Here is an 18,970-nt window from a genome sequence, read left to right on the forward strand (position 1 = left end):
ATTAAAGAGGGACTCGCCATGAGCACTGTAGAATTTAACGACCGCGTTGCCATTGTTACCGGCGCTGGCGCCGGATTGGGCCGCGAACATGCCAAGGAACTGGCGCGTCGCGGCGTGAAGGTTGTCGTCAACGATTTCGGCGGCGCACGTGATGGCACCGGCGGGTCCGCCACGGTCGCCGAACAGGTTGTAGCCGAAATCGAAGCCGAGGGCGGCGAAGCCATGGCAGCCGGCTGCAGCGTCACCGACATGCCTGCGGTAGAAAAAATGGTCGCCGACGCGATCGCCAAATGGGGCCATGTCGACATTCTGGTCAACAATGCCGGCGTGCTGCGCGACAAGAGCTTCCACAAGATGAGCATGGAAGATTTCCAGTTCGTCATGGACGTGCATCTGACCGGCAGCGCCAATTGCACGAAGGCCGTCTGGGATCATATGCGCGAACGCCAATATGGGCGGATCGTGATGACCACATCCTCGACCGGTCTCTACGGCAATTTCGGACAGGTCAATTATGGCGCGGCGAAACTGGCCTTGGTCGGCATGATGAACAGCCTGCACCAGGAAGGCGCAGGCAAGGGCATCCACACCAACTGCATTTCGCCTGTGGCCGCCACCCGCATGACCGAAGATATCATGCCGGAAGAAGCGCTGAAAGCGCTGGTTCCTGAAGCGGTGACACCTGCGGTTGTCTATCTGTGCAGCGACGGCGCGCCATCGAAAACCATCCTCACGGCGGGAGCCGGCGGCTACGCAGCGGCGAAAATTTTCGAAACAGAAGGCATCTGGTTGCCGGAAGACAAGCGCAGCGCCGAATCCATTGCCGAAAATATCGACCAGATTTTGGACGAAACCGGCATGCAGGAATATGCCAATGGCGGCGGCCAGGGCGGCAAGTTCTTCCGCCGGATGCAGGAAGTCATGAAGGGCTAAAAGACCCGCGAACAGGAGAAATAATATGCCAACGATCAAAGCAAGCGAACTGGAATCCTGGAAGGGCAAGGAGGTCGGTGTATCCGACTGGGTCCTGGTTGATCAGGACCGGATCAACACATTCGCTGACTGCACCGAAGATCACCAGTTCATCCATATTGATGAAGAGGCCGCAGCAAAAACGCCATTCGGCGGCACCATCGCCCATGGCTTGCTGACGCTCTCACTGCTGCCGAAACTGTCTTACGGCACAACGCTGGGCCTCGAGGGGACAGTGATGGGGATCAACTACGGTTTTGACAAGGTCCGCTTCCTCAACCCGGTACGCGCCGGTTCCAAGGTTCGCGGCCGTCACACATTGGTGGATGCCGTAGAAAAACAGCCAGGCCGCTGGTTGCTGACCTATAATGTCGTTGTCGAGATTGAAGGTATCGACACACCCGCGCTGATCGCGACATCGTTGGTGATGATCGTCGTCGGCTAGGCTGTATGCAGAGCGAATGAGAAAAAGGGCTCTGGACCACTTCCGGGGCCCTTTTTCATGGGTACTGTTTTTGCTTCCGGTCTCAGGCCGCTATCAGCACGTTGCGCAGTAACGGATCTTCCATCGCCCCGCCTGCGCCATTGGCGACGCAGGTTAGCGGATCATCGGCAATGGTGACCGCCAACCCGGTTTTCTCCGAGATAAATTCGTCAATTCGCCCCAGCAAGGCACCGCCACCGGTCAGGACTATCCCCTGTTCCATGATATCCGCTGCCAGTTCCGGCTTGCTGTGTTCGAGTGCGTTGAGCACTGACTCGGCAATCTGGCCGACCGGTTCCGCGATCGCCCGGGCAATTTCGGCTTCGGTGATGGCAATTTTCTTCGGCATGCCGCTGACCAGATCGCGGCCCTTGATATGCATTGTCCGGCCCTCGCCTGACGGCGTCATCGCGCTGGCTATACCGTGTTTGATCAGTTCGGTGGTGGATTCACCGATGGCCAGATTATGCTTGCGGCGGATATGTGAAGTGATGGTGTCGTCAATCTTGTCACCGCCCATCCGGCCCGATGTGCTGTAGGCCAGGCCTTGCAACGACAATATCGCAACCTCGGTAGTTCCGCCGCCGATATCGACCACCATTGCGCCAGTCGGCTCGGTTACCGCCAGCCCGGCACCGATCGCCGCAGCCATCGGTTCCTCGACCAGAAATATGCCAGACGCACCGGCATTGGAGGCCGCGTCCCGCAAGGCGCGGATCTGAACATTGGTGGAACCGGACGGAATGCAGACGATGATGTCGAAGCGACTGAATATCCCGGTTTTCTTCTTGTGGACCTTCTGGATAAGATGGGTGATCATCTGTTCCGCGACGTCGAGATCGGCGATAACACCGTCCTTGAGCGGGCGAATGACCCGGATATTGACCGGTGTCTTGCCCATCATCAGCTTGGCATCGCTGCCCACCGCACGGACCTTGGTTACGCCGTCAATCGTCTCGAGCGCAACCACGGATGGTTCGTCGAGTACGATCCCGCGATCCCGCGCGTAAATCAATGTGTTGGCCGTACCGAGGTCGATCGCCAGGTCATGCGACCGGAGCTTGAAAAAATTGTTCATAAAAAAAGGGAGTGTTTCAAATAGAGCGGCCATATTGCCAATGTCATTGGGGTTATGGTCGGAGTGGCAGCATGGTAATGAACCTGCGCTGTATAGCCATTTGGTGCGAGCGGCCTGCCTATTCGTCACAGGGGTGGATAATTCGGTCGAACCGTTGGACGGTTCGCGGCAATGGCTGCAGAAATTCCTTAATCTTGCTGCCCGCTTCTGGCCTGGCCTCTCCGTAGAGATACTGATGTCGATCGGCCGGCAAAAGGCTATTGTCAGTGATCAAGGCCTGTCGCCGTCGGTTTCGACGGAACCGGTGGCCTGACAATTGAAGAGAGAGGAGCAATATTCCATGCCCGTACCCACAAAAATTCTGGTCGCCACCGATCTGACGGCGCGGGCGGACCGGCCATTTGCCCGGGCCAAGCTGCTCGCCGATATCTGGAACGCCACGCGCACCCTGCTGTTCGTGAGCAGTCCCAAGAAAGAGGTCGACATCGCGAAGGTCGAGGCGGAACTGTTGCGCAATTATGGTAGCGATGCCGAAGGCTGCAACCTCGCCATCAACTATGGCAAGCCACCCCAAGTGATTGCCCATACTGCCGAGCAGCTGGACAGCGACCTGATCATTGTGGGGGCGGCGCGCCACAATAATATTTCCGATTTTTTCCTCGGCACGGCGGTCGACCATCTGGTTCACCACGCCAAATCTCCCGTGCTGATTGTGAAGGAACGCCCCCGCGCGCAATATGGCCGCATTCTCGTGGCGACGGACTTTTCCGACTTTGCCGCCCATGCGCTGCGCACCGCGCTGGTGTTCTTCCCCGACGCGAAAATCGATCTCGTGCACGCCTATCATGTTGCCTATGAGGCATGGCTGAAATCCGATGGCGTTGCCAACGAGATGCTGTCCGATGCGGAGAAGGAACTGCAGGATTTCATGACTGGTCTCAACCTGTCGGCGAGCGATGCCGCGCGCGTCAGTCCGCATCTTGTCGAAGGCAATCTGCACCAGTCAGTGTACAAGATGCTCGATGATGGTGAATTTGATCTGCTGGTGCTCGGAACGCACGGGCGGGGCGGTTTTGTCATGGCCACCATCGGCAGCCGTGCCAGTGAAATGATGGGCTGGTCGCCGGTAGACGTTCTGATGGTCGGAAAACCCGACTAGGTCCGGCTTTCAGGCCAGCGCCTGTTCAACAGCTTGCCGATGCGCGGCATCGGGCGGGCCGGTCAGTCGCCGGTAGAGGTGCCACGTCGCGTGACCAAGCACCGGCAGTACGACGAGCAGACCGAGGAACAGCGGCAGCATGGCTATAAACAGAGCCATCGCAATCAATGTCGCCCAGATCAGCAGTATGAATTTGTTCGATCGCACCGATGCCAGGCTGACAATGATGGCGGTGATAAAGTCGACGTTGCGATCTACCAGCATTGGCAGGCTGACAACTGTGATCGCATAAAAGGCCAGCGCCATCAGCGCGCCGACGACGCCACCAACCAGCAGCATCATCAATCCCGCGCCAGTGGCCAGCAGCGCGATGGATTCCGACCCGATGCCGGATTCGGCCAGAAAAATCGCGAATATCCCGTGTGCAACCATCAGCCAGAAGCCGAAGGCGACAAACAGAATGACGCCCATGCTCAAAATCTGCTCGTCGCCGCGTCCGCGCAAGGCCCCGAGTATCGCGCGCCAGCTCATCGGCAGGCCGGCTTCCCGGCGCCGGCTCACTTCATACAGGCCGACCGCAACAAAGGGGGCGAGCAGCGGGAAGCCCGCAGCGGCCGGGACCAGCCACGCGATCTCGCCGCGCTCGAACAGGGCAAAATAGATAAACATGCCGGCGCCGACATAGATGGCGGCGAAAAACAGTCCGAAGGCGGGATAGGCCTTGAAATCATTCCAGCCCGCAACGAGTGCGGCCCGCAGATCGCCCGGCGTGAGATCACTGGCAATCGTGGCCGGTAAGATTTGTGCCTGCTCGCCTGCGTTCATGCCATCTCCTCCCCGGGGAAATATTTGGAGAGAATGCAGCAGATTCTGTTTCATATCAAGGTTCGACGGGTTTGAAACCGGTCTGCTGCACCTTGAACCCCGTCTGATGATCAGGGCTTGCCGGCGATGCGGATGCATTGGCCGGTCAGCCATTCCGATGCCGGAGCGCAAAGATAAAGCGTCAGCGCGCCGATATCCTGCGGTGTACCCAGCCGTCCGGCTGGCAGGCCGAGCGTGTCTTCAAAACCGATGAAATCCTCGTCCGTCATATCCAGCGCCTTTTTGACCGTGTCGGTCGGAACAAAGCCCGGAAGGATCGCGTTGACCCGCGTCTTCGGCCCGAGCTCATGGGCGAGCGTCTTGGTCAGCATCAGCACACCGGCCTTGGCGGCGCTATAATGGCCGCTGCCGGGGAACGGTTCCTCAGCGGCCAGGGACGATGTGTTGACGATCCGGCTGCCCTCGCCGAAATGCTTGCAGGCGGCACGCACACCATGGAAGACCGATGTCAGATTGGTCGCCAGTGTCTTGTCCCATTCCGCTTCGTCCAGTTCGGTCAGCGGTGCCGAGACCAGCGAACCGCCGGCGTTATTTACCCAGATATCGAGCCGGCCGAATTCGTCGATCGCGCGCTGAGCGAGCTTGTCCATATCCGCGGCGCTGGTAACATCGGTCGCATGGGCAATCGCCCGGCCGCTGCTGTTGCTGGCATTGATTTCATCGGCAACGCGGCTGATCTCGTCGATGCTGCGCGAGGCGCAGACGATATTGCAGCCGGCATCGGCGAGCGTCCTGGCCATGCCTTCGCCGATGCCCCGGCCGGCGCCGGTAATAACGGCGGTTTCGCCTGTGAGGTCGAACAGCGGATTGGTCATCTTTGTTTCTCCTGAAAATTATTGTCTGCCCTGAGCTTGGCGAAGAGTCGACTGGGTCAAGTCCGGTGCTTTGGCAGGCTCGGCACAAACGGATTTTCTGCCGGGTTCGATTACTCCGCCGCTTCCAGTTCTGTATTGGCCTGCTTGGCTCGTACCCTAATGGGGATCGCACTCATCAGCGGAATGCCGGTGCGCTTGTCATAATCGCGGTCGTTGAAAGAGAGCCGCCCGGTATTGCCGCCGGCGCCGAGCGGGTCTTCCTTTTCGTCCGGGTTGGTGCCCCAGCTGTGCGGCGTGGAGACGCAGCCGGCGCGCACGGTCTTGTCAGCCTTGGCAACACAACTGATGAAGGCGCGGGCTGATTCCAGTTCAACCGGCTGGTCTTCGGATAGTCCCAACGCTTCCATATCGGCCGGGTTCATGAAGGCGGGGTGGTGCGGGACGCGCTTGCGTTGCACCGGATCCTCGTGCCAGTTGCTGTTGTGGATCGCGGTCATCCGCCGCCCGATCATCCGGAAGGGATATTCTCCTGCCTCGACTGGTTCGCCCAGTTTGGCCGCATATTCGGAAAGCTCTTCCATCATCGCTTCATTGCCGACCGACAGCTTGCCTTCCCAGCCGGCCGGCTTGGGTTGAACGAGCAGCGCTTGCGCTTCGACAATCTTGCCCTTCTGCACCTCGTCATCCTCATACAGCTTGCCGATATCGGCGGGGCAGCCGTTGAGCGATGCGCTCCACGCGCTGATCGGATCGGGGGCTTCGCCGGGCGGGAAAGCGGTGGCCTTTTCCTCGCGCTCGTCGGGATGGGCGAGCAAAGCCCAGGACTTGACCTTGATCGTTTTGCCCATTTCCGAGGCGAGCGCGTAGATGAACTGATATTCCTCACACAGGTCCGAGCCTTTCGGCACATCCATGATCGGCGGGCTGGCCTGCGCATAATTATTCTCGAAACCCCAGCCGGCGCCAAAGCCGCCGTAGATTTCGGGCGCCGCCGTATTGCCGTGCACTTCATAATGGAGCTTGGGTGCGATGACATAGTCGGCCAGTTCGGCGGTCTTCGACATGCGCGGGTCGATGCAGACCAGCAGGTCGAGCGCTTTCATCGCCTCGAACGTCTTCAGCTGATCGGGCCAGGCAAGCATCGGATTGCCGCCGAGACAGATCAGTGCCTTCACCTGCTTGTCGCCGGGCGTCAGGATCTCGTCGGGCAGCGCCGAGGTCGGCATGCCGGAAATGCTCTGCTCCAGATCGCGGCTGTGCAGCTTGCGGCCAAAACCCCAGGCCGGGATCGGGCCGGGCGTCGCGGCGATCGGCGGGGCGGGCTTGGTGAACACGCCCGTCCGGCGGTTGAGGCCGCCTTCGCGCAGCCAGTGGCCCATGATCGAAGTCAGCGCGAGGTTGAGATATTCGGTGATATTGCCACCGCCCGACATATTGGTACCGGTGCCACCGCTAATGCTGGCCTTGTTCCAGCTGCCGTACATGCGCGCCGCGCGCTCGATATCCTCTGCCGCCACGCCGGCACGGTCGGCGGCTGGTCCGGCGTCAAAGGGCTGCACGGCCTTTTTCAGTGCCTCGAAACCGTCGACATCGCCGGCGACGAAATCCTTGTCGTACAATTCCTCGTTGATGACGATCTTGGCAATGGCGCCGAGCAGGATCGGGTCCTGACCGGGACGGCATTGCAGGTGGATGTCGGCCTGACGCGCGCTGTCGGTCACCCGCGGGTCGATCACGATCAGCTGCATTCCACGCTTCTTCGCGTCGTGCAGCTTTTTTGCCGGGTTCATACCGAGGCCGCCGTTCATCGATACCACCGGATTGGTGCCGATCAGCATCAGCCCGTCCCAGTCGCCAACGCGTGGCGCGCCGGCGAGCCATGGGCCGATCAGGGCGCGGGCAATGCCCTTGCCGGGCTGGTCGATGGTGACGCTGTCATAGACCGAGGTTGATCCGATCGAGTCCATCAGCGCCAGCATGAAAGCGTGGGCGTTGACGTTATTGTAACCGAAGGTGCCGACATAGGAGGCGACGCTGTCGGGGCCATGTTCGTCGACGATCCGCTCGAGCCGCGCGGCGATATCGCGCGCCGCATCGCGCCAGTGCACCGGCTGCTTCTCGCCGTTTTTCATACCGGTGTAGCTGGTCAGCAGCCGCGTATCGAAACTGTGGTAATTGGCCAGCTGCCGCCCCTTTATGCAGCTATAACCTTCGAATTCAGGATTATCCTTGTCGCCATGGGTCTTCACCGGCACGCCATTTTCGAAATCGACGATCAGGCCGCAATGGGCGTGACAGGCTCGGCACATCACATGCTTCTGTCCAGTGAATGCTTCGCTGACCATATTTCTCTCCACAGTCTAATTTAGCAGGGTGAGGCCATTGCTTTTTGCAATTTAATCGTTCAATTAACCCAGCAGTGATTCAAGCAATATCGCAGACGACGGGGCCGGACCACTGGCCCTATTGATAAGAATTTGGGAGCAAGATGATGCCGGACAAACCGAGTGCAGCCGAACTCAAGGATTATGCCGAACAGGCGGATGCCTGGTTCAAGGAAAATACGGTGCGCGATCCCGGCTTCATGCTGCCATTGACCTTCATGGAAGTGTCGACCGACCAGCAGTTCGATTTTCTTCGCGACTGGCAACGCAAGGTTTACGAGGCAGGCTATCTCGGCGCCAGCTGGCCGAAGGAATATGGCGGCGGCGGGTTGCACAGCGAGTTTCAGCGTGCGGCCACTAGGGCAATGAAAAAATATGACGCGCCGATCATGCTCAACGCGATCGGCAATGGCTGGGCCGGGCCGCTGATCCTCGATCTCGGCACCGAAGAGCAGAAGCAGAAATATATCAAGCCGATGCTCAGCGCCGAGGATATCTGGTGCCAGGGCTTTTCCGAACCGGAAAATGGCTCCGATCTCGGCAACGCACAATTGAAGGCGGTCCGCGACGGCGATGAATATGTCCTCAACGGCTCGAAAATCTGGACCTCGCTGGGAGACCGCGCGAAATATATGATCCTGCTCGCGCGCACCGATTTCGATGCGCCGAACAAATATGCCGGCCTCAGCTTCTTTCTCAATCCGATGAAGATCGACGGCATCACCACCAGCCGGATCAAGAAGCTGACCGGCGAATATGGCTTCGTCCAGACCTTCTTCACCGATGCACGCATTTCCGCAGACTGCCTGTTCGGCGGCGAGGGCAATGGCTGGTCGATGGCGATGAAAACGCTCGAATATGAGCGCGGCGCCAAGGTCAAGCCGGTGGGCGGTTTCTTCGTCAAAGAGCTGGACGTGATGGAAATTGTCGAACTGGCGAAAAACTCGGTCCGCAATGGCAAGCCTTTGCTCGACGATCCGGTGATGCGCGAAAAGATGACTCAATATATGATCGATATCCAGGCGCTGAATCTCAACAACACCCGCCGCCGGATGCCGCAATTGATGCAGGATCGGCCGATGGGATTGCCGCTGATGAACAAGCTGGCGCGGACCGAACTGATCCGCGAGCTGACCGAATTTTCGCTGGCCTTCCAGGGCACCAAGGCGGGATATTATGTCGGCGACGAAAACGCGATCGACGACGGTTACTGGCATCGCAGCTATCTCAACAGCTTCTCGGCCACGATTGGCGGAGGTACCTCGGAAATTCAGCGCAACATTGTCGCAGAGCATGCGCTCGGTCTCCCAAAAACTCGCTGATCGGAAAGCAATATCATGGATAATTTAGGCACAATCGGAACAACCGAAGAGCAGATTGAACTGATGGACGTGGCGACCAATTTCTGTCGCGACAAAAGCCCGGTCGACAAGGTGCGGGCGCTGATCGACGATGATCTCGGCTATGATCCCGGCATCTGGAAAGAAATTGGCGAGCTGGGCTGGCTGGCGATTGCGATTCCCGAAGCGCATGACGGGGTTGGCCTGTCGATGGCCGAAGTCGTTCCGATTGCCGAGCAGATGGGCCGCAATCTGATGAGCACGCCTTTTGGGTCGACGACGCTGGCGGCACAGGCTTTGCTGGCCGGTGGCAGCGAAGCGCAGCAAGCAGCATGGTTGCCAAAAATCGCGGCGGGTGCTGCGGCGACGCTGGCCTTGCGCGAAGACAATGGTGATTGGGACCTGTCCAACATAGACGCGACTGGCGATGTGAGCGGCGACGATGTGAGCCTGTCCGGCAAGAAGCAGCTGGTGCTCTGGGCCGATAGGGCGGAACTGATCATCGCGTCCGTCAAGGTCGACGGCGCGGTGCGCTTCGTGTTGATCGAACGCTCGGCCCTGCCGGAAGGATCGTTGCGCCGGGAGACGGTGATCGACGAAACCGCGCGCAGCTATGAGGTGTCTCTCGACGGCGTGACCGTCTCGGCCGATGCCCTGTTTGATGCCAGCCGGACCCGTGAGACGCTGGAGAAGATCGAACTGGCGGCGGGCCTGCTCCATGCTGCGGAAATGACCGGCGGCGCGCAGGCGGTGATTGACTATACGCTGGAATATCTCAAGACCCGCAAGCAGTTCGGCAAGATCATCGGCAGCTATCAGGCGCTGAAACATCCGACGGTGAACAATTATGTCGAATATGAAAAAGCGCGGACGCATCTCTACAGCGCAGCCCATTGCTGGGGCGAGCAGGGGCGCGGCGAGGTTGCTGTCCGTATGGCAGCAGCGCAATCGCATTCGAGCTATTCCACGGCCGCGGACCGGGCGATCCAGTTCCACGGCGGCTTTGGCTTCACCCATGATTGCGACGCCCAGCTGCATCGGCGCAAGGCGATTTTGTCAGGTGCCCTGATCGGCGACGCGGCCTACCAGCGGTCGAAATTGGCGGGATTGTTGTTTGACTAGGAATTGCATGAGCAGTGCTCCCGCGGAGGCAGGAGCTCATCTCTTGTCATAGCCTCTATACGCAATTTCAGGAGAGGAACTCCGACCTTCGCCGGGGCATGATCTTAAAGATACAAAGGAGAAATAATATGTCAGAAGTACTTACCGAGATCCAGGACGGTTTCATCATCGTCACCATCAACCGGCCCGATGCCAAAAATGCGATGACCAAGGCGGCAGCCGAAGGCATTCGCGCGGCGATGGAGCAGCTCGACAATGACAATAGTCTCAACGCGGGTATCATCACCGGTGCTGGCGGGACATTCTGTTCCGGCATGGATCTCAAGGGCTTTTTGCGCGGCGAAACGCCATCGGTCAAAGGCTATGGCTTTGGCGGGATCACGGAACAGGGTCCGGAAAAGCCGCTGATCGCTGCGGTCGAAGGCTATGCGCTCGCGGGCGGTCTCGAACTGGCTTTGGCCTGTGACCTGTGCGTCGCGAACGTCAACGCGAAATTCGGTATTCCCGAAGTCAAGCGCAGCCTTGTCGCCGGTGCAGGCGGTGTCCTGAAGCTGCAGCAATTGGTGGGCAAGCGCATTGCCATGGAATGGGCCCTGACCGGCGATTTCGTCTCGGCGCAGCGCGCTTATGAAGTGGGATTCGTCAACCGTGTGACCGAAGGCGCCGCAATCGATGCGGCGATCGAGCTCGCATCTACGGTTGCAGCGAACGGCCCGCTGGCGCTGAAAGCGACCAAGAAAATCATCAATGAAAGCTATGACTGGACCAGCGAGGAAGCCTGGAAGAAACAGGGTGAAATCATGGCGCCGGTCTTCACCTCAAAGGATGCGCAGGAAGGCTCGCGCGCCTTTGCTGAGAAGCGCAAGCCCGAATGGAAGGGTGAATAAGTCCGATATATGGCAAGCGCAGATATTGTAGACCAGTGGGCAGCGTCGCAAGACCTGCCCGCATGGTTCGTGCAGGCGATGGCCGTGCCGCGCGAGGAAGCCTTTGTCGAAGTCGATGGTACAAGGGTTCATTATTTCCGCTGGGGTAAACGCGGCAAACCGCCGCTGCTGATGACCCACGGCTTTCTGGCGCACGCCCGCTGCTTTGCCTTCATCGCGCCGTTTCTCGCTGAGAATTATGATATTGTCGCCTATGACCTTGCCGGGATGGGCGACAGTGAAATTCCGGCCGATTGCGATGGTGACAAGCGCGCTGCAGCGATGGTCACCCTAGCCGAAGCGCTCGATCTGTTCTCGAGCCCGGTGAAGCCGAAGATCATCGCGCACAGCTTTGGGTCCGGCGTCGCCCTGACCGCCATGGAAATGGCGGGAGAACGCTTTGGCGGCCTGATCATCTGTGACCTGATGGTTATGCGCCCCGAGAGGCTGCTAGCCCATTTTGAAAATGGCGGTGGTCCACCGGGTTCCGGCCGGTCCGACCGGCCCAATAAAGTCTATCCCGATTACGACAGCGCGCGTGGCCGCTTTGTCCTGTCGCCGCCGCAGCCGGTGCAGGAACCGTTTCTGCTGGAATATATGGCCTATCATTCCCTCCGTGCCGTGCAGGACGGCGAGCAAAAGGGCTGGTCGTGGAAATTTGACCCGATGGTTTTCCATCGCAATGAAAATGATATGGCGAAATGGGCGCAGACGGGACAGCGGATCGTCGATCTGCCACACCGGCTGGCGATCGTCTATGGCGAGAACAGCAAGCTTTTTGATGATGACAGTGCGGCCTATCTGCGCGAACTGGGCGGTGACCATATACCGATGATCGCGATTCCCGAGGCAGAACATCATCTGATGCTGGATCAGCCGTTGGCTCTGGTTACGGCTTTGCGGTCGATCCTGGCTCTCTGGAGGGATTAGCGGCCCGCTAGCTGATTGCCAGATGAACGAATGCGGGGTTCTGCGACAATCTAGTACAAAATAGCGCGAATCTGACAAATGTCTGGGACAGGTCTTTCCTATTTCTACCTGTGACGCCGCAGTTGGCGCCGGATAGAAAAAGGAATTGAAGATGAAAAAGTTTCTGATGGCTTTGGCAGTGACAACAATGGCGGTGTCCCCGGTGGTTACCGCCCAGGCAGAAGCTGCCCCGCACCAGTCTTCCAAGAAGAATAAAACGACGACAAAAACGACGGTGAAGAAAACGACCGCTAACCAGCAGGGCAAGCGTACCGTTACCAAGACAGTTACCCGGCAGCAAGCGGCCCCCGCGCGCTATAGCAGAACATCAACGGTGGTGCGGCAGAACCATCGCAACTGGTCCAAGGGCCAGAAGTTTGACCGGCGCTACGCGACCAACTACCGGGTGATCGACAATCCGCGGGCCTATCGGCTCTCCAATGCGCCGCGCGGATACCAGTGGGTCCGGTCCGGCAATGACACGGTGCTGATCGCTGTGACCAGCGGCATTATCGGAGCGGTCATCGGCAACGCGATTTCCCGTTAAACCGAACGATCAACCACTAAACAAAAGCCCCCGGAAGCATTTCCGGGGGCTTTTTTGTGCGGACTGGAGGCCGGTATGAATGAAGCGTCTCCGGTCTGGAAATACCGAAATCCCTTGGCCGGCCTATTTGCTTTTCTCGCCCTTGCCGCTTTTGGCCTTCATCGCTTTTTTCATAGCAGCCAACCGTTGTTCGACCTCCGAATTGCGCTGCAACTCGCCGATTTCAGAAGCTTGTCTTGAAGCACCATTCACACCGCCGGCCATTTCCATGGTCCGGTCGAAAGTTGCTGCCGCGCGTTCAACCTTCCGATCGACGGTCCGGTCGGATTCTGACCGGTCGTCCGCTGCGGCGCTGTTCTCGCTCATCATTTTTTCAAAACCGGCGAGCTCATCCTCCATCCCAGACTTGCGGGCAGCGAGGTCCTCCAGCAAGCTGTCGAGGCGCCCGGCATCCGCTCTGGCCGATGCTTCGAGATTTTTGAAATGCTTGACCTTCGCCTCAAATTCCATCTGCTGCACAATCGCGGCTTCCGCCAGATCCTCGCGGCCTTTCTCGAGGGTGAACTGCACTTTACCCAACCATTCTTCCGCGCGCCGGGCCGACAGTTTCTGCTGGCCAACGGCCTGGCTCTGGCGATCGAGGGCCTCCTCATGTTCGCCACGAACCTTTTCCATCGCCCGGTCAACCTCCCGAATGGCTTCGCGCATCAGGCTGGTCCCGCTGGCGCGTTCGGCGTGATCGAGAGCGGACTCGATCCCCGCCGAAACAACCCGCTTCGCTCGCAAGTAAAAAGGTTCTGCCATGTTCGGATGCTCCGGATATGATTAAAGTCCAATGGGTAACCGAAACTGGCTATTAGTCAATCCGGAGCAAATGGGAACGATCAGCCCGCTACAAAGCCCTTGAGCCGCTCGTTGATGATCTGGTCCGCTTCGGCCATGATCCGGTCTATCAGTTCCTGACAGGTCGGGATGTCATTGATCAGGCCCGCGACCATGCCGCAGCTCCAGGCACCGGCATCCATCGTGCCTTCCATCATGATCTTGGGATAGACGCCCGCGACCTGCTCGATGACATCCTTGAATTCAAGGTCTGCGCCTTTTTCCTTCTCGATTTCGAGCAGCCGTTCGACCGCCGCATTGGTCAGCACGCGTTCGGTGTTACGCAGGGGCCGCATGACGAGGCGGGTGTCGAGTTCGCTGGCCGCGACAATCGCATCTTTCACATTCTGGTGCACCGGTGCTTCTTTGGTAGCGATGAAGCGAGTGCCCATGTTCATGCCTTCGGCGCCCATCGCGAGCGAGGCGACGAGGCTGCGGCCGTCGGCCTGGCCACCGGAGGAGACAAAAGGAATATCCAGTTCGTCGGCGGCGCGGGGCAGCAGGATCATGTTCGGAATATCGTCTTCGCCGGGATGGCCGCCGCATTCGAAGCCATCGACCGAGACCGCATCACAGCCAATACTCTGGGCTTTCAGCGCGTGGCGGACGGCGGTGCATTTGTGGATCACCTTGATGCCGGCATCGTGCAGCGCGGGAAGCACCTGGACCGGGTTGTTGCCGGCGGTTTCGACGACCTTGACGCCGCCTTCGATGATCGCCTTGACCATGCCTTCATAATCGGGCGCGTTGACGACCGGCAGGAAGGTCAGGTTCACGCCAAACGGCTTGTCGGTCATGTCGCGGCATTTGGCGATTTCATCGGCCAGTGCAGCGGCGGACGGCTGGGTCAGCGCGGTGATGATGCCAAGTCCGCCGGCGTTGGAGACGGCTGCAGCCAGTTCCGCGAATCCCACATAATGCATGCCGCCCTGGATGATCGGATGTTCGATGCCGAATAGCTCTGTAATACGTGTTTTCATGGACTTAGCTCCTGTTTCTGGAAGGATTGGAAGCATGTTTGCTCCATCCGGGAATCATTTAATCGAGCGATTAACTAGCAACCGATTTGCGGTCCGTCCAGTCGCCTGTGGTCACGCCTTTCCAGACTTGATCGGGTGACGTTACGGCGAGCGCTTCTCCGAGCCGTTTCGACCAGAGATGTTCGTTGCCCAGCGCGTCGCGCCAGGCCCAAAGGCGGCGGGTATAATGGTGCAGATCATATTCCTGCGTATAGCCCATTGCGCCGTGCACCTGATGGAAAGGCACGGTAACCGTCTCGACGCTGTGGCCGATCTGGACCTTGGAAACCACCGCCTCGTGCCAAGCCTGTTCCGGATCGTTGCTGTGCCGGGCAATGGCGCTGGCCGCCTGCGTCGCCGCCATGGTCGCGGCAGCGCATTCGGACGCGGCGACCGCCAGTTGCTGCTGAATCGCCTGGAACTTCGACAGCGGCCGACCAAATTGCTCGCGCTGGGTGACATAGTCGATCGACAGGTTCAGGGCGCTCTCCATCGCCGCCGCCATCTGCACGGCCCGGACGGTCAGAATCAGCGCTTCAAACGCCTGGCGCGACAGATCGGTTTTGGCCGATTGCTCGGCGACATGGCCGGAAAAGACAAATTGCGTCATGCCGTCGGGCGACAGCGATTCTTCCGGCGAGCGGACGGCGACACGGTTGTCGAACAGCGAAATTTCGTGATGCGCCTCGTCGAACAGCACGATCTTGTCGGCGTGCATGCCGAAAGGAATGTCGGCGCTCGGCGTGTGGCCGCTGAGGGCGAAGCTGGCGCTGCCGTCGGCGGGGGCAAGGCCCGCCTGGTCGAGCATCCAGTTGGCGATCAACGTTTCGGCAAAGGGCACGGGAGAGGCGGCCTGCGCCGAAGCCCAGATCGCGCCAAAAACTTCATCATGGTCCGCGCCAAAGCCGCCATTGGCTTCGCTGACCCAGGCCAGCGGCAGTCCGTTTTCGGTCAGCGCATCCCAGAGCGCCTGCGGATAGCGACCCGCTTCGGCTTCGTGCGGGACTTCCCGTGCGCACAGGTCGGTGTAGATTTTCGTGGCCGTTTCGGCGACCATGCCTTGCGTGTTTATCATAAGATGGTTTCCACCTGTGCTCCGCATTTGATGCGGAGTTTTGCAATAGAAAGAAGGCTCCTGCCTCCGGGGCTTCGCATCAGGTGCGGTGCACAATGCTCTGATATCATCATCTCAGCCCCAATTGCCGCGCGGTGATCCCGCGCATCACTTCGGTCGTGCCGCCGCGCAATGTATTGGGCGGAGAGCGCAGCACGCCGATGTTCATGATCCGCCGCATGTCCGGGCTCCAGTCCTCGGACGACAGATCGTTGAGCATCGCCCGCACCTGCTGGGTCAGGTCGTTTTCCAGCCGGTTGCCGAGATCCTTGACCAGCGCCGCTTCGGTCTCCGGCGACACGCCCTGATCGAGCAGATTGGCAATGCCCCAAGACATGCCCTTCAGCGTGCGCAGACCGGCGATCAGCTTGCCAAGCCGGGCGTGGCTGTCCGAACCCATTTTCCCGCTGAGTTGGTATAGCGCGGTTTCCAGCGTGATATAGCTGGACAGGAAGCGTTCCGGTCCGGAGCGTTCCATCGCCAGTTCGCCGGTCACCTGTTTCCAGCCGCCGCCTTCCTCGCCGAGCAGGCAGTCATCGGGCACGATGACATCCTCGAAATAGACTTCGTTGAAATGGGCGTCGCCCGACAGGTCGACAATCGGCTTGATGGTGACGCCGGGCAGGCTGAGATCGATCATGATCTGCGACAGGCCGACATGGCGGTTGCGGCCGTCGGCCGGCGAAGTGCGCAGCAGGGCGACCATATAATGGCACATATGCGCGCCGGAGGACCAGATTTTCTGGCCGTTGATTTTCCAGCCTTCTGGCACCTTCTCGGCCTTGGTTTTGACATTGGCGAGATCGGAGCCGGCGCCGGGTTCGCTGAGACCGATGGCGAAATAACATTCGCCCGCGGCGATGCGCGGCAGGATATCGAGCTTCTGTTCCTCGGTGCCGTGGGCGAGCAGCATCGGCGCGTGCTGCCGGTCGGCGATCCAGTGGGCGGCGACGGGCGCGCCCGATCGCAGGGTTTCCTCGGTGACAATATAGCGTTCCAGCGCGCTCTTGTCGTGCCCGCCATATTGGCTCGACCAGGTCAGGCCGATCCAGCCGCGCTCGCCCATTTTTTTCGAGAATTTCGGGTCGGCGGAGGCCATCCAGCATTCCGGCTCGGGCCGGAAATTGCCGGCCTCGCGCTCTTCCTTCAGAAAGGCCTGCAATTCGCCGCGCAACTCTTCGAGCGCCGGGTCGGGCTGGACAACGGGAAAGTTAAATCTTTGCATGGGCAATCCTTATTACAGCACGAACGGTGATTGGCGCAGATCCGGTCATGGCGTCACGATATCAAATTGCGGGTCTACCTCGTCAAGCGCGCCGAACATAGATGCCATTAAGGCCGCATTGCCGCTGATGACCATTTCCTTGTTCTGGATCAGTTCCAGCGGATTGGCCTGACGCATCAGCAATTTCGTGAAAAGCGCACGACTGATCGTGATCTGCGTATCCGATCCGTCCGCGGTGATGTCATAATCCTCGCCGCGCGGGAACATCACGCTCTTGCCGAGATCGATGCTGACGGCCTCTTTCCGGTCCGGAAACCAGAAGCGGATGATGCCACCATCGCCCTGCATCTTGGCCGGGTTGAAGCGGGTCGCCATGGCGTCGAACAGGTCAACCGCCGGGATGCCGCTCAACACTTTTTCATTGGCTGTGCTGATCGAGTCCTTGACAGTATTGCCCTCGCGCAGCTCCTTCGCGCCGACCAGATAGATATTGCGCCAAGTCCCGGCCTCGGCCTGGAAGCCAAGCTGTTCGTAAGTCGCAGCCAGCCAGCTCCTCGCACCCTGGTCGGCGGGATCGGCAAAGACCAGATGGTTGAAGACGGTCGCCGCCCAGCGATAGTCGCCTGCAGCGAAAGCTTTCTCCCCGACGGCCAGCGCTTTGTCCGCGCCGCCCATCGCCGCGACATATTTCTGCGAGGCCTCGACCGGCGGCAATTGGTGATAATGGGCCGGAACCGCGTCCCACCAGCCGAAATAGCGCTGGTAGACCGCCTTGCTGTTGTGGTTGAGCGTGCCGTAATAGTCGCGCACGCCAAAGTCGCTCTCGGCAAAGTGCGGCTCGCCAATATTTTCGGCAATCTCGTGCATCGTGGCGCCCTGATTCGCCTTCCGCATGGTCTGGTCATGGACATAACGATAGATACCGCGCTGGTTTTTCAGCGCCGCCTGCACATTGTCGCTGCCCCAGGTCGGCCAGTGGTGCGAGGCCAGCATCAGCTCCGATTTCATCCCATAGCGGGCGAGCATCTCGTCGATCACCTTGCTCCATTTCAGCGTATCGCGGACCAGCGCGCCGCGCGGCGTCAGCACATTGTGGAAAGTGCGGGTCACAACCTCGGCGGTATGCAGCGCCTTATATTGCGGCAGATAGAAGACCAGCTCGGCCGGAGCCTCGGTCTCTCCGGCATCCATGAAGTCGAAGCTGATGCCGTCGATCATCAGCGTCTCGCCCCTCTTGCTGATCGACCGGGTCGGTGGCACGAGCGCGACATCGCCGCTTGAGAGTTTCTGACCGAGGCCACCGCCGACATGACCGGTCTTGCCCACGGGCAGGGCGGTGCCGAACTGGAATTGCACCCGCCGGTTCATCGCGGTGCCGGCAATCACGCTCTCGCCGATCGACTCGGCCAGCCAGCCATGCGGCGCGATTACCTGTATCTTGCCCGACCGGATACCGTCGGCCGAAGCGACGCCGGCGACGCCGCCGAAATGGTCGCCATGGCTGTGGGTGAAAATAACCGCGACGACGGGACGTCCGCCGAGCGTCTTGTTGGCGAGCGCAAGACCGGCTTTCGCCGGCGCGGGCGTGGTCAGCGGGTCGATGACGATCCAGCCGGTCTTGCCGGCGATCAGGGTCATCTGCGCCAGATCATAGCCCCGGATCTGGTAGATGCCGGGCACGACCTCGAACAGGCCGTGGATGCTGTTGAGCTTGCCCTGCCGCCAGAGCGAGGGATTGACCGTGTCGGGTGCATCGCCCTGCAGAAATTCGAACTGGCGCGAATCCCAGGCGACCGTTCCGTCCTCGTTGAGGATCTGGTCTTCTTCAATCCGGGCGAGAAATCCGCGATTGGCATTTTCGAAATCTGTCTGGTCGGCAATCGGCAGGCTGGCTGCGACCCTGGCGTTGGCGGCTCTGGTGGCTTCGGTTGCGACACCTTTCGGAGGAGCAGCCTGGGTCGGGACCGCCATGATCAGGGCAATCAGTGAAACAGCGGTCTTTTTCATTTTCTCTCTCCTTCAGATGCCTCTGTATATCAGAGGTCTATC

At 59.6% G+C, this 18,970-nt stretch carries 18 protein-coding genes; 9 read left to right on the top strand and 9 right to left on the bottom strand.

Going from position 1 to position 18,970, the window contains the following annotated elements; all coding sequences use genetic code 11:
- Positions 1-18 precede the first annotated feature (18 nt).
- A complete protein-coding gene (locus ACHZCJ_RS12685) occupies positions 19-933 on the top strand; it encodes an SDR family NAD(P)-dependent oxidoreductase (RefSeq protein ID WP_100093505.1) in 915 nt (304 codons plus the stop codon).
- Between the two features lie 25 nt (positions 934-958).
- Positions 959-1,417, top strand: coding sequence for a MaoC family dehydratase (locus ACHZCJ_RS12690; protein ID WP_159647260.1), 459 nt, complete (start codon positions 959-961; stop codon positions 1,415-1,417).
- An 82-nt stretch (positions 1,418-1,499) separates the two neighbouring features.
- On the opposite strand, the gene ACHZCJ_RS12695 is transcribed toward ACHZCJ_RS12690, so the two are convergent.
- On the bottom strand, positions 1,500-2,534 hold the full coding sequence (locus tag ACHZCJ_RS12695) for a rod shape-determining protein (protein WP_159647262.1): 1,035 nt from the start codon (positions 2,532-2,534) through the stop codon (positions 1,500-1,502).
- Between ACHZCJ_RS12695 and ACHZCJ_RS12700 the strand changes: the two genes are divergently transcribed.
- Together ACHZCJ_RS12700 and ACHZCJ_RS12705 are read left to right on the top strand one after the other, a co-directional pair.
- Entirely contained in the window at positions 2,518-2,847 is a 330-nt protein-coding gene (locus ACHZCJ_RS12700; RefSeq protein ID WP_321326910.1) for a hypothetical protein, read from the top strand. The two genes, ACHZCJ_RS12695 and ACHZCJ_RS12700, sit on opposite strands and share 17 nt — an antisense overlap.
- 27 nt (positions 2,848-2,874) lie before the next feature.
- Positions 2,875-3,693 (top strand): universal stress protein, encoded by an 819-nt coding sequence (locus ACHZCJ_RS12705; RefSeq protein ID WP_321326911.1) that lies wholly within the window; start codon positions 2,875-2,877, stop codon positions 3,691-3,693.
- A gap of 9 nt (positions 3,694-3,702) precedes the next feature.
- Here the strand turns inward: ACHZCJ_RS12705 and ACHZCJ_RS12710 are convergent, their stop codons facing one another.
- From ACHZCJ_RS12710 to ACHZCJ_RS12720, 3 genes are all read right to left on the bottom strand, one after another.
- Positions 3,703-4,518 carry a DUF2189 domain-containing protein gene (locus ACHZCJ_RS12710; RefSeq protein WP_321326912.1) on the bottom strand — a complete coding sequence of 272 codons (816 nt, stop codon included), beginning with the start codon at positions 4,516-4,518 and terminating at the stop codon, positions 3,703-3,705.
- A gap of 110 nt (positions 4,519-4,628) precedes the next feature.
- On the bottom strand, positions 4,629-5,393 hold the full coding sequence (locus tag ACHZCJ_RS12715; protein ID WP_159647268.1) for an SDR family NAD(P)-dependent oxidoreductase: 765 nt from the start codon (positions 5,391-5,393) through the stop codon (positions 4,629-4,631).
- 110 nt (positions 5,394-5,503) lie between these two features.
- Entirely contained in the window at positions 5,504-7,738 is a 2,235-nt protein-coding gene (locus tag ACHZCJ_RS12720; protein WP_321326913.1) for a molybdopterin-dependent oxidoreductase, read from the bottom strand.
- 146 nt (positions 7,739-7,884) lie between these two features.
- Here ACHZCJ_RS12720 and ACHZCJ_RS12725 point away from each other — a divergent pair, with 146 nt between their 5' ends.
- The 5 genes from ACHZCJ_RS12725 to ACHZCJ_RS12745 all read left to right on the top strand — a co-directional run bounded on the left by ACHZCJ_RS12725 (position 7,885) and on the right by ACHZCJ_RS12745 (position 12,681).
- The gene (locus ACHZCJ_RS12725; RefSeq protein WP_321326914.1) at positions 7,885-9,099 is read left to right on the top strand and encodes an acyl-CoA dehydrogenase family protein; all 1,215 of its coding nucleotides are present in this window, start codon (positions 7,885-7,887) and stop codon (positions 9,097-9,099) included.
- Between the two features lie 15 nt (positions 9,100-9,114).
- Positions 9,115-10,239, top strand: a complete 1,125-nt coding sequence (locus ACHZCJ_RS12730; RefSeq protein ID WP_321326915.1) for an acyl-CoA dehydrogenase family protein — start codon at positions 9,115-9,117, stop codon at positions 10,237-10,239.
- A gap of 128 nt (positions 10,240-10,367) precedes the next feature.
- Positions 10,368-11,126 carry a crotonase/enoyl-CoA hydratase family protein gene (locus ACHZCJ_RS12735; RefSeq protein WP_321326916.1) on the top strand — a complete coding sequence of 253 codons (759 nt, stop codon included), beginning with the start codon at positions 10,368-10,370 and terminating at the stop codon, positions 11,124-11,126.
- Between the two features lie 9 nt (positions 11,127-11,135).
- Positions 11,136-12,095: an alpha/beta hydrolase gene (locus tag ACHZCJ_RS12740; protein WP_321326917.1), complete on the top strand. Its 960-nt coding sequence runs from the start codon at positions 11,136-11,138 to the stop codon at positions 12,093-12,095.
- Between the two features lie 151 nt (positions 12,096-12,246).
- Positions 12,247-12,681, top strand: coding sequence for an RcnB family protein (locus ACHZCJ_RS12745; protein ID WP_321326918.1), 435 nt, complete (start codon positions 12,247-12,249; stop codon positions 12,679-12,681).
- Between the two features lie 123 nt (positions 12,682-12,804).
- Here the strand turns inward: ACHZCJ_RS12745 and ACHZCJ_RS12750 are convergent, their stop codons facing one another.
- The 5 genes from ACHZCJ_RS12750 to ACHZCJ_RS12770 form a co-directional block, all read right to left on the bottom strand.
- Positions 12,805-13,485: a PspA/IM30 family protein gene (locus tag ACHZCJ_RS12750; RefSeq protein WP_321326919.1), complete on the bottom strand. Its 681-nt coding sequence runs from the start codon at positions 13,483-13,485 to the stop codon at positions 12,805-12,807.
- A gap of 80 nt (positions 13,486-13,565) precedes the next feature.
- A complete protein-coding gene (locus ACHZCJ_RS12755) occupies positions 13,566-14,543 on the bottom strand; it encodes a nitronate monooxygenase family protein (RefSeq protein WP_321326920.1) in 978 nt (325 codons plus the stop codon).
- A gap of 70 nt (positions 14,544-14,613) precedes the next feature.
- Positions 14,614-15,657: an acyl-CoA dehydrogenase family protein gene (locus ACHZCJ_RS12760; RefSeq protein ID WP_321326921.1), complete on the bottom strand. Its 1,044-nt coding sequence runs from the start codon at positions 15,655-15,657 to the stop codon at positions 14,614-14,616.
- A 109-nt stretch (positions 15,658-15,766) separates the two neighbouring features.
- The gene (locus ACHZCJ_RS12765; protein ID WP_321326922.1) at positions 15,767-16,921 is read right to left on the bottom strand and encodes an acyl-CoA dehydrogenase family protein; all 1,155 of its coding nucleotides are present in this window, start codon (positions 16,919-16,921) and stop codon (positions 15,767-15,769) included.
- A 45-nt stretch (positions 16,922-16,966) separates the two neighbouring features.
- Complete coding sequence (locus ACHZCJ_RS12770) at positions 16,967-18,928, bottom strand: alkyl sulfatase dimerization domain-containing protein (RefSeq protein ID WP_321326923.1); 1,962 nt, start codon at positions 18,926-18,928, stop codon at positions 16,967-16,969.
- Positions 18,929-18,970 lie beyond the last annotated feature (42 nt).

This window comes from uncultured Parasphingorhabdus sp., from assembly GCF_963677535.2.
GTDB lineage: Bacteria > Pseudomonadota > Alphaproteobacteria > Sphingomonadales > Sphingomonadaceae > Parasphingorhabdus.

Bases quoted from the DNA above. Each gene is read 5' to 3' on its own strand.
- ACHZCJ_RS12760 (WP_321326921.1), bottom strand. From the start codon at position 15,657: ATGATAAACACGCAAGGCATGGTCGCCGAAACGGCCACGAAAATCTAC.
- ACHZCJ_RS12740 (WP_321326917.1), top strand. From the start codon at position 11,136: ATGGCAAGCGCAGATATTGTAGACCAGTGGGCAGCGTCGCAAGACCTG.
- ACHZCJ_RS12725 (WP_321326914.1), top strand. From the start codon at position 7,885: ATGCCGGACAAACCGAGTGCAGCCGAACTCAAGGATTATGCCGAACAG.
- ACHZCJ_RS12730 (WP_321326915.1), top strand. From the start codon at position 9,115: ATGGATAATTTAGGCACAATCGGAACAACCGAAGAGCAGATTGAACTG.
- ACHZCJ_RS12735 (WP_321326916.1), top strand. From the start codon at position 10,368: ATGTCAGAAGTACTTACCGAGATCCAGGACGGTTTCATCATCGTCACC.
- ACHZCJ_RS12745 (WP_321326918.1), top strand. From the start codon at position 12,247: ATGAAAAAGTTTCTGATGGCTTTGGCAGTGACAACAATGGCGGTGTCC.
- ACHZCJ_RS12710 (WP_321326912.1), bottom strand. From the start codon at position 4,518: ATGAACGCAGGCGAGCAGGCACAAATCTTACCGGCCACGATTGCCAGT.
- ACHZCJ_RS12695 (WP_159647262.1), bottom strand. From the start codon at position 2,534: ATGAACAATTTTTTCAAGCTCCGGTCGCATGACCTGGCGATCGACCTC.
- ACHZCJ_RS12705 (WP_321326911.1), top strand. From the start codon at position 2,875: ATGCCCGTACCCACAAAAATTCTGGTCGCCACCGATCTGACGGCGCGG.
- ACHZCJ_RS12685 (WP_100093505.1), top strand. From the start codon at position 19: ATGAGCACTGTAGAATTTAACGACCGCGTTGCCATTGTTACCGGCGCT.
- ACHZCJ_RS12715 (WP_159647268.1), bottom strand. From the start codon at position 5,393: ATGACCAATCCGCTGTTCGACCTCACAGGCGAAACCGCCGTTATTACC.
- ACHZCJ_RS12755 (WP_321326920.1), bottom strand. From the start codon at position 14,543: ATGAAAACACGTATTACAGAGCTATTCGGCATCGAACATCCGATCATC.
- ACHZCJ_RS12770 (WP_321326923.1), bottom strand. From the start codon at position 18,928: ATGAAAAAGACCGCTGTTTCACTGATTGCCCTGATCATGGCGGTCCCG.
- ACHZCJ_RS12720 (WP_321326913.1), bottom strand. From the start codon at position 7,738: ATGGTCAGCGAAGCATTCACTGGACAGAAGCATGTGATGTGCCGAGCC.
- ACHZCJ_RS12750 (WP_321326919.1), bottom strand. From the start codon at position 13,485: ATGGCAGAACCTTTTTACTTGCGAGCGAAGCGGGTTGTTTCGGCGGGG.
- ACHZCJ_RS12765 (WP_321326922.1), bottom strand. From the start codon at position 16,921: ATGCAAAGATTTAACTTTCCCGTTGTCCAGCCCGACCCGGCGCTCGAA.
- ACHZCJ_RS12690 (WP_159647260.1), top strand. From the start codon at position 959: ATGCCAACGATCAAAGCAAGCGAACTGGAATCCTGGAAGGGCAAGGAG.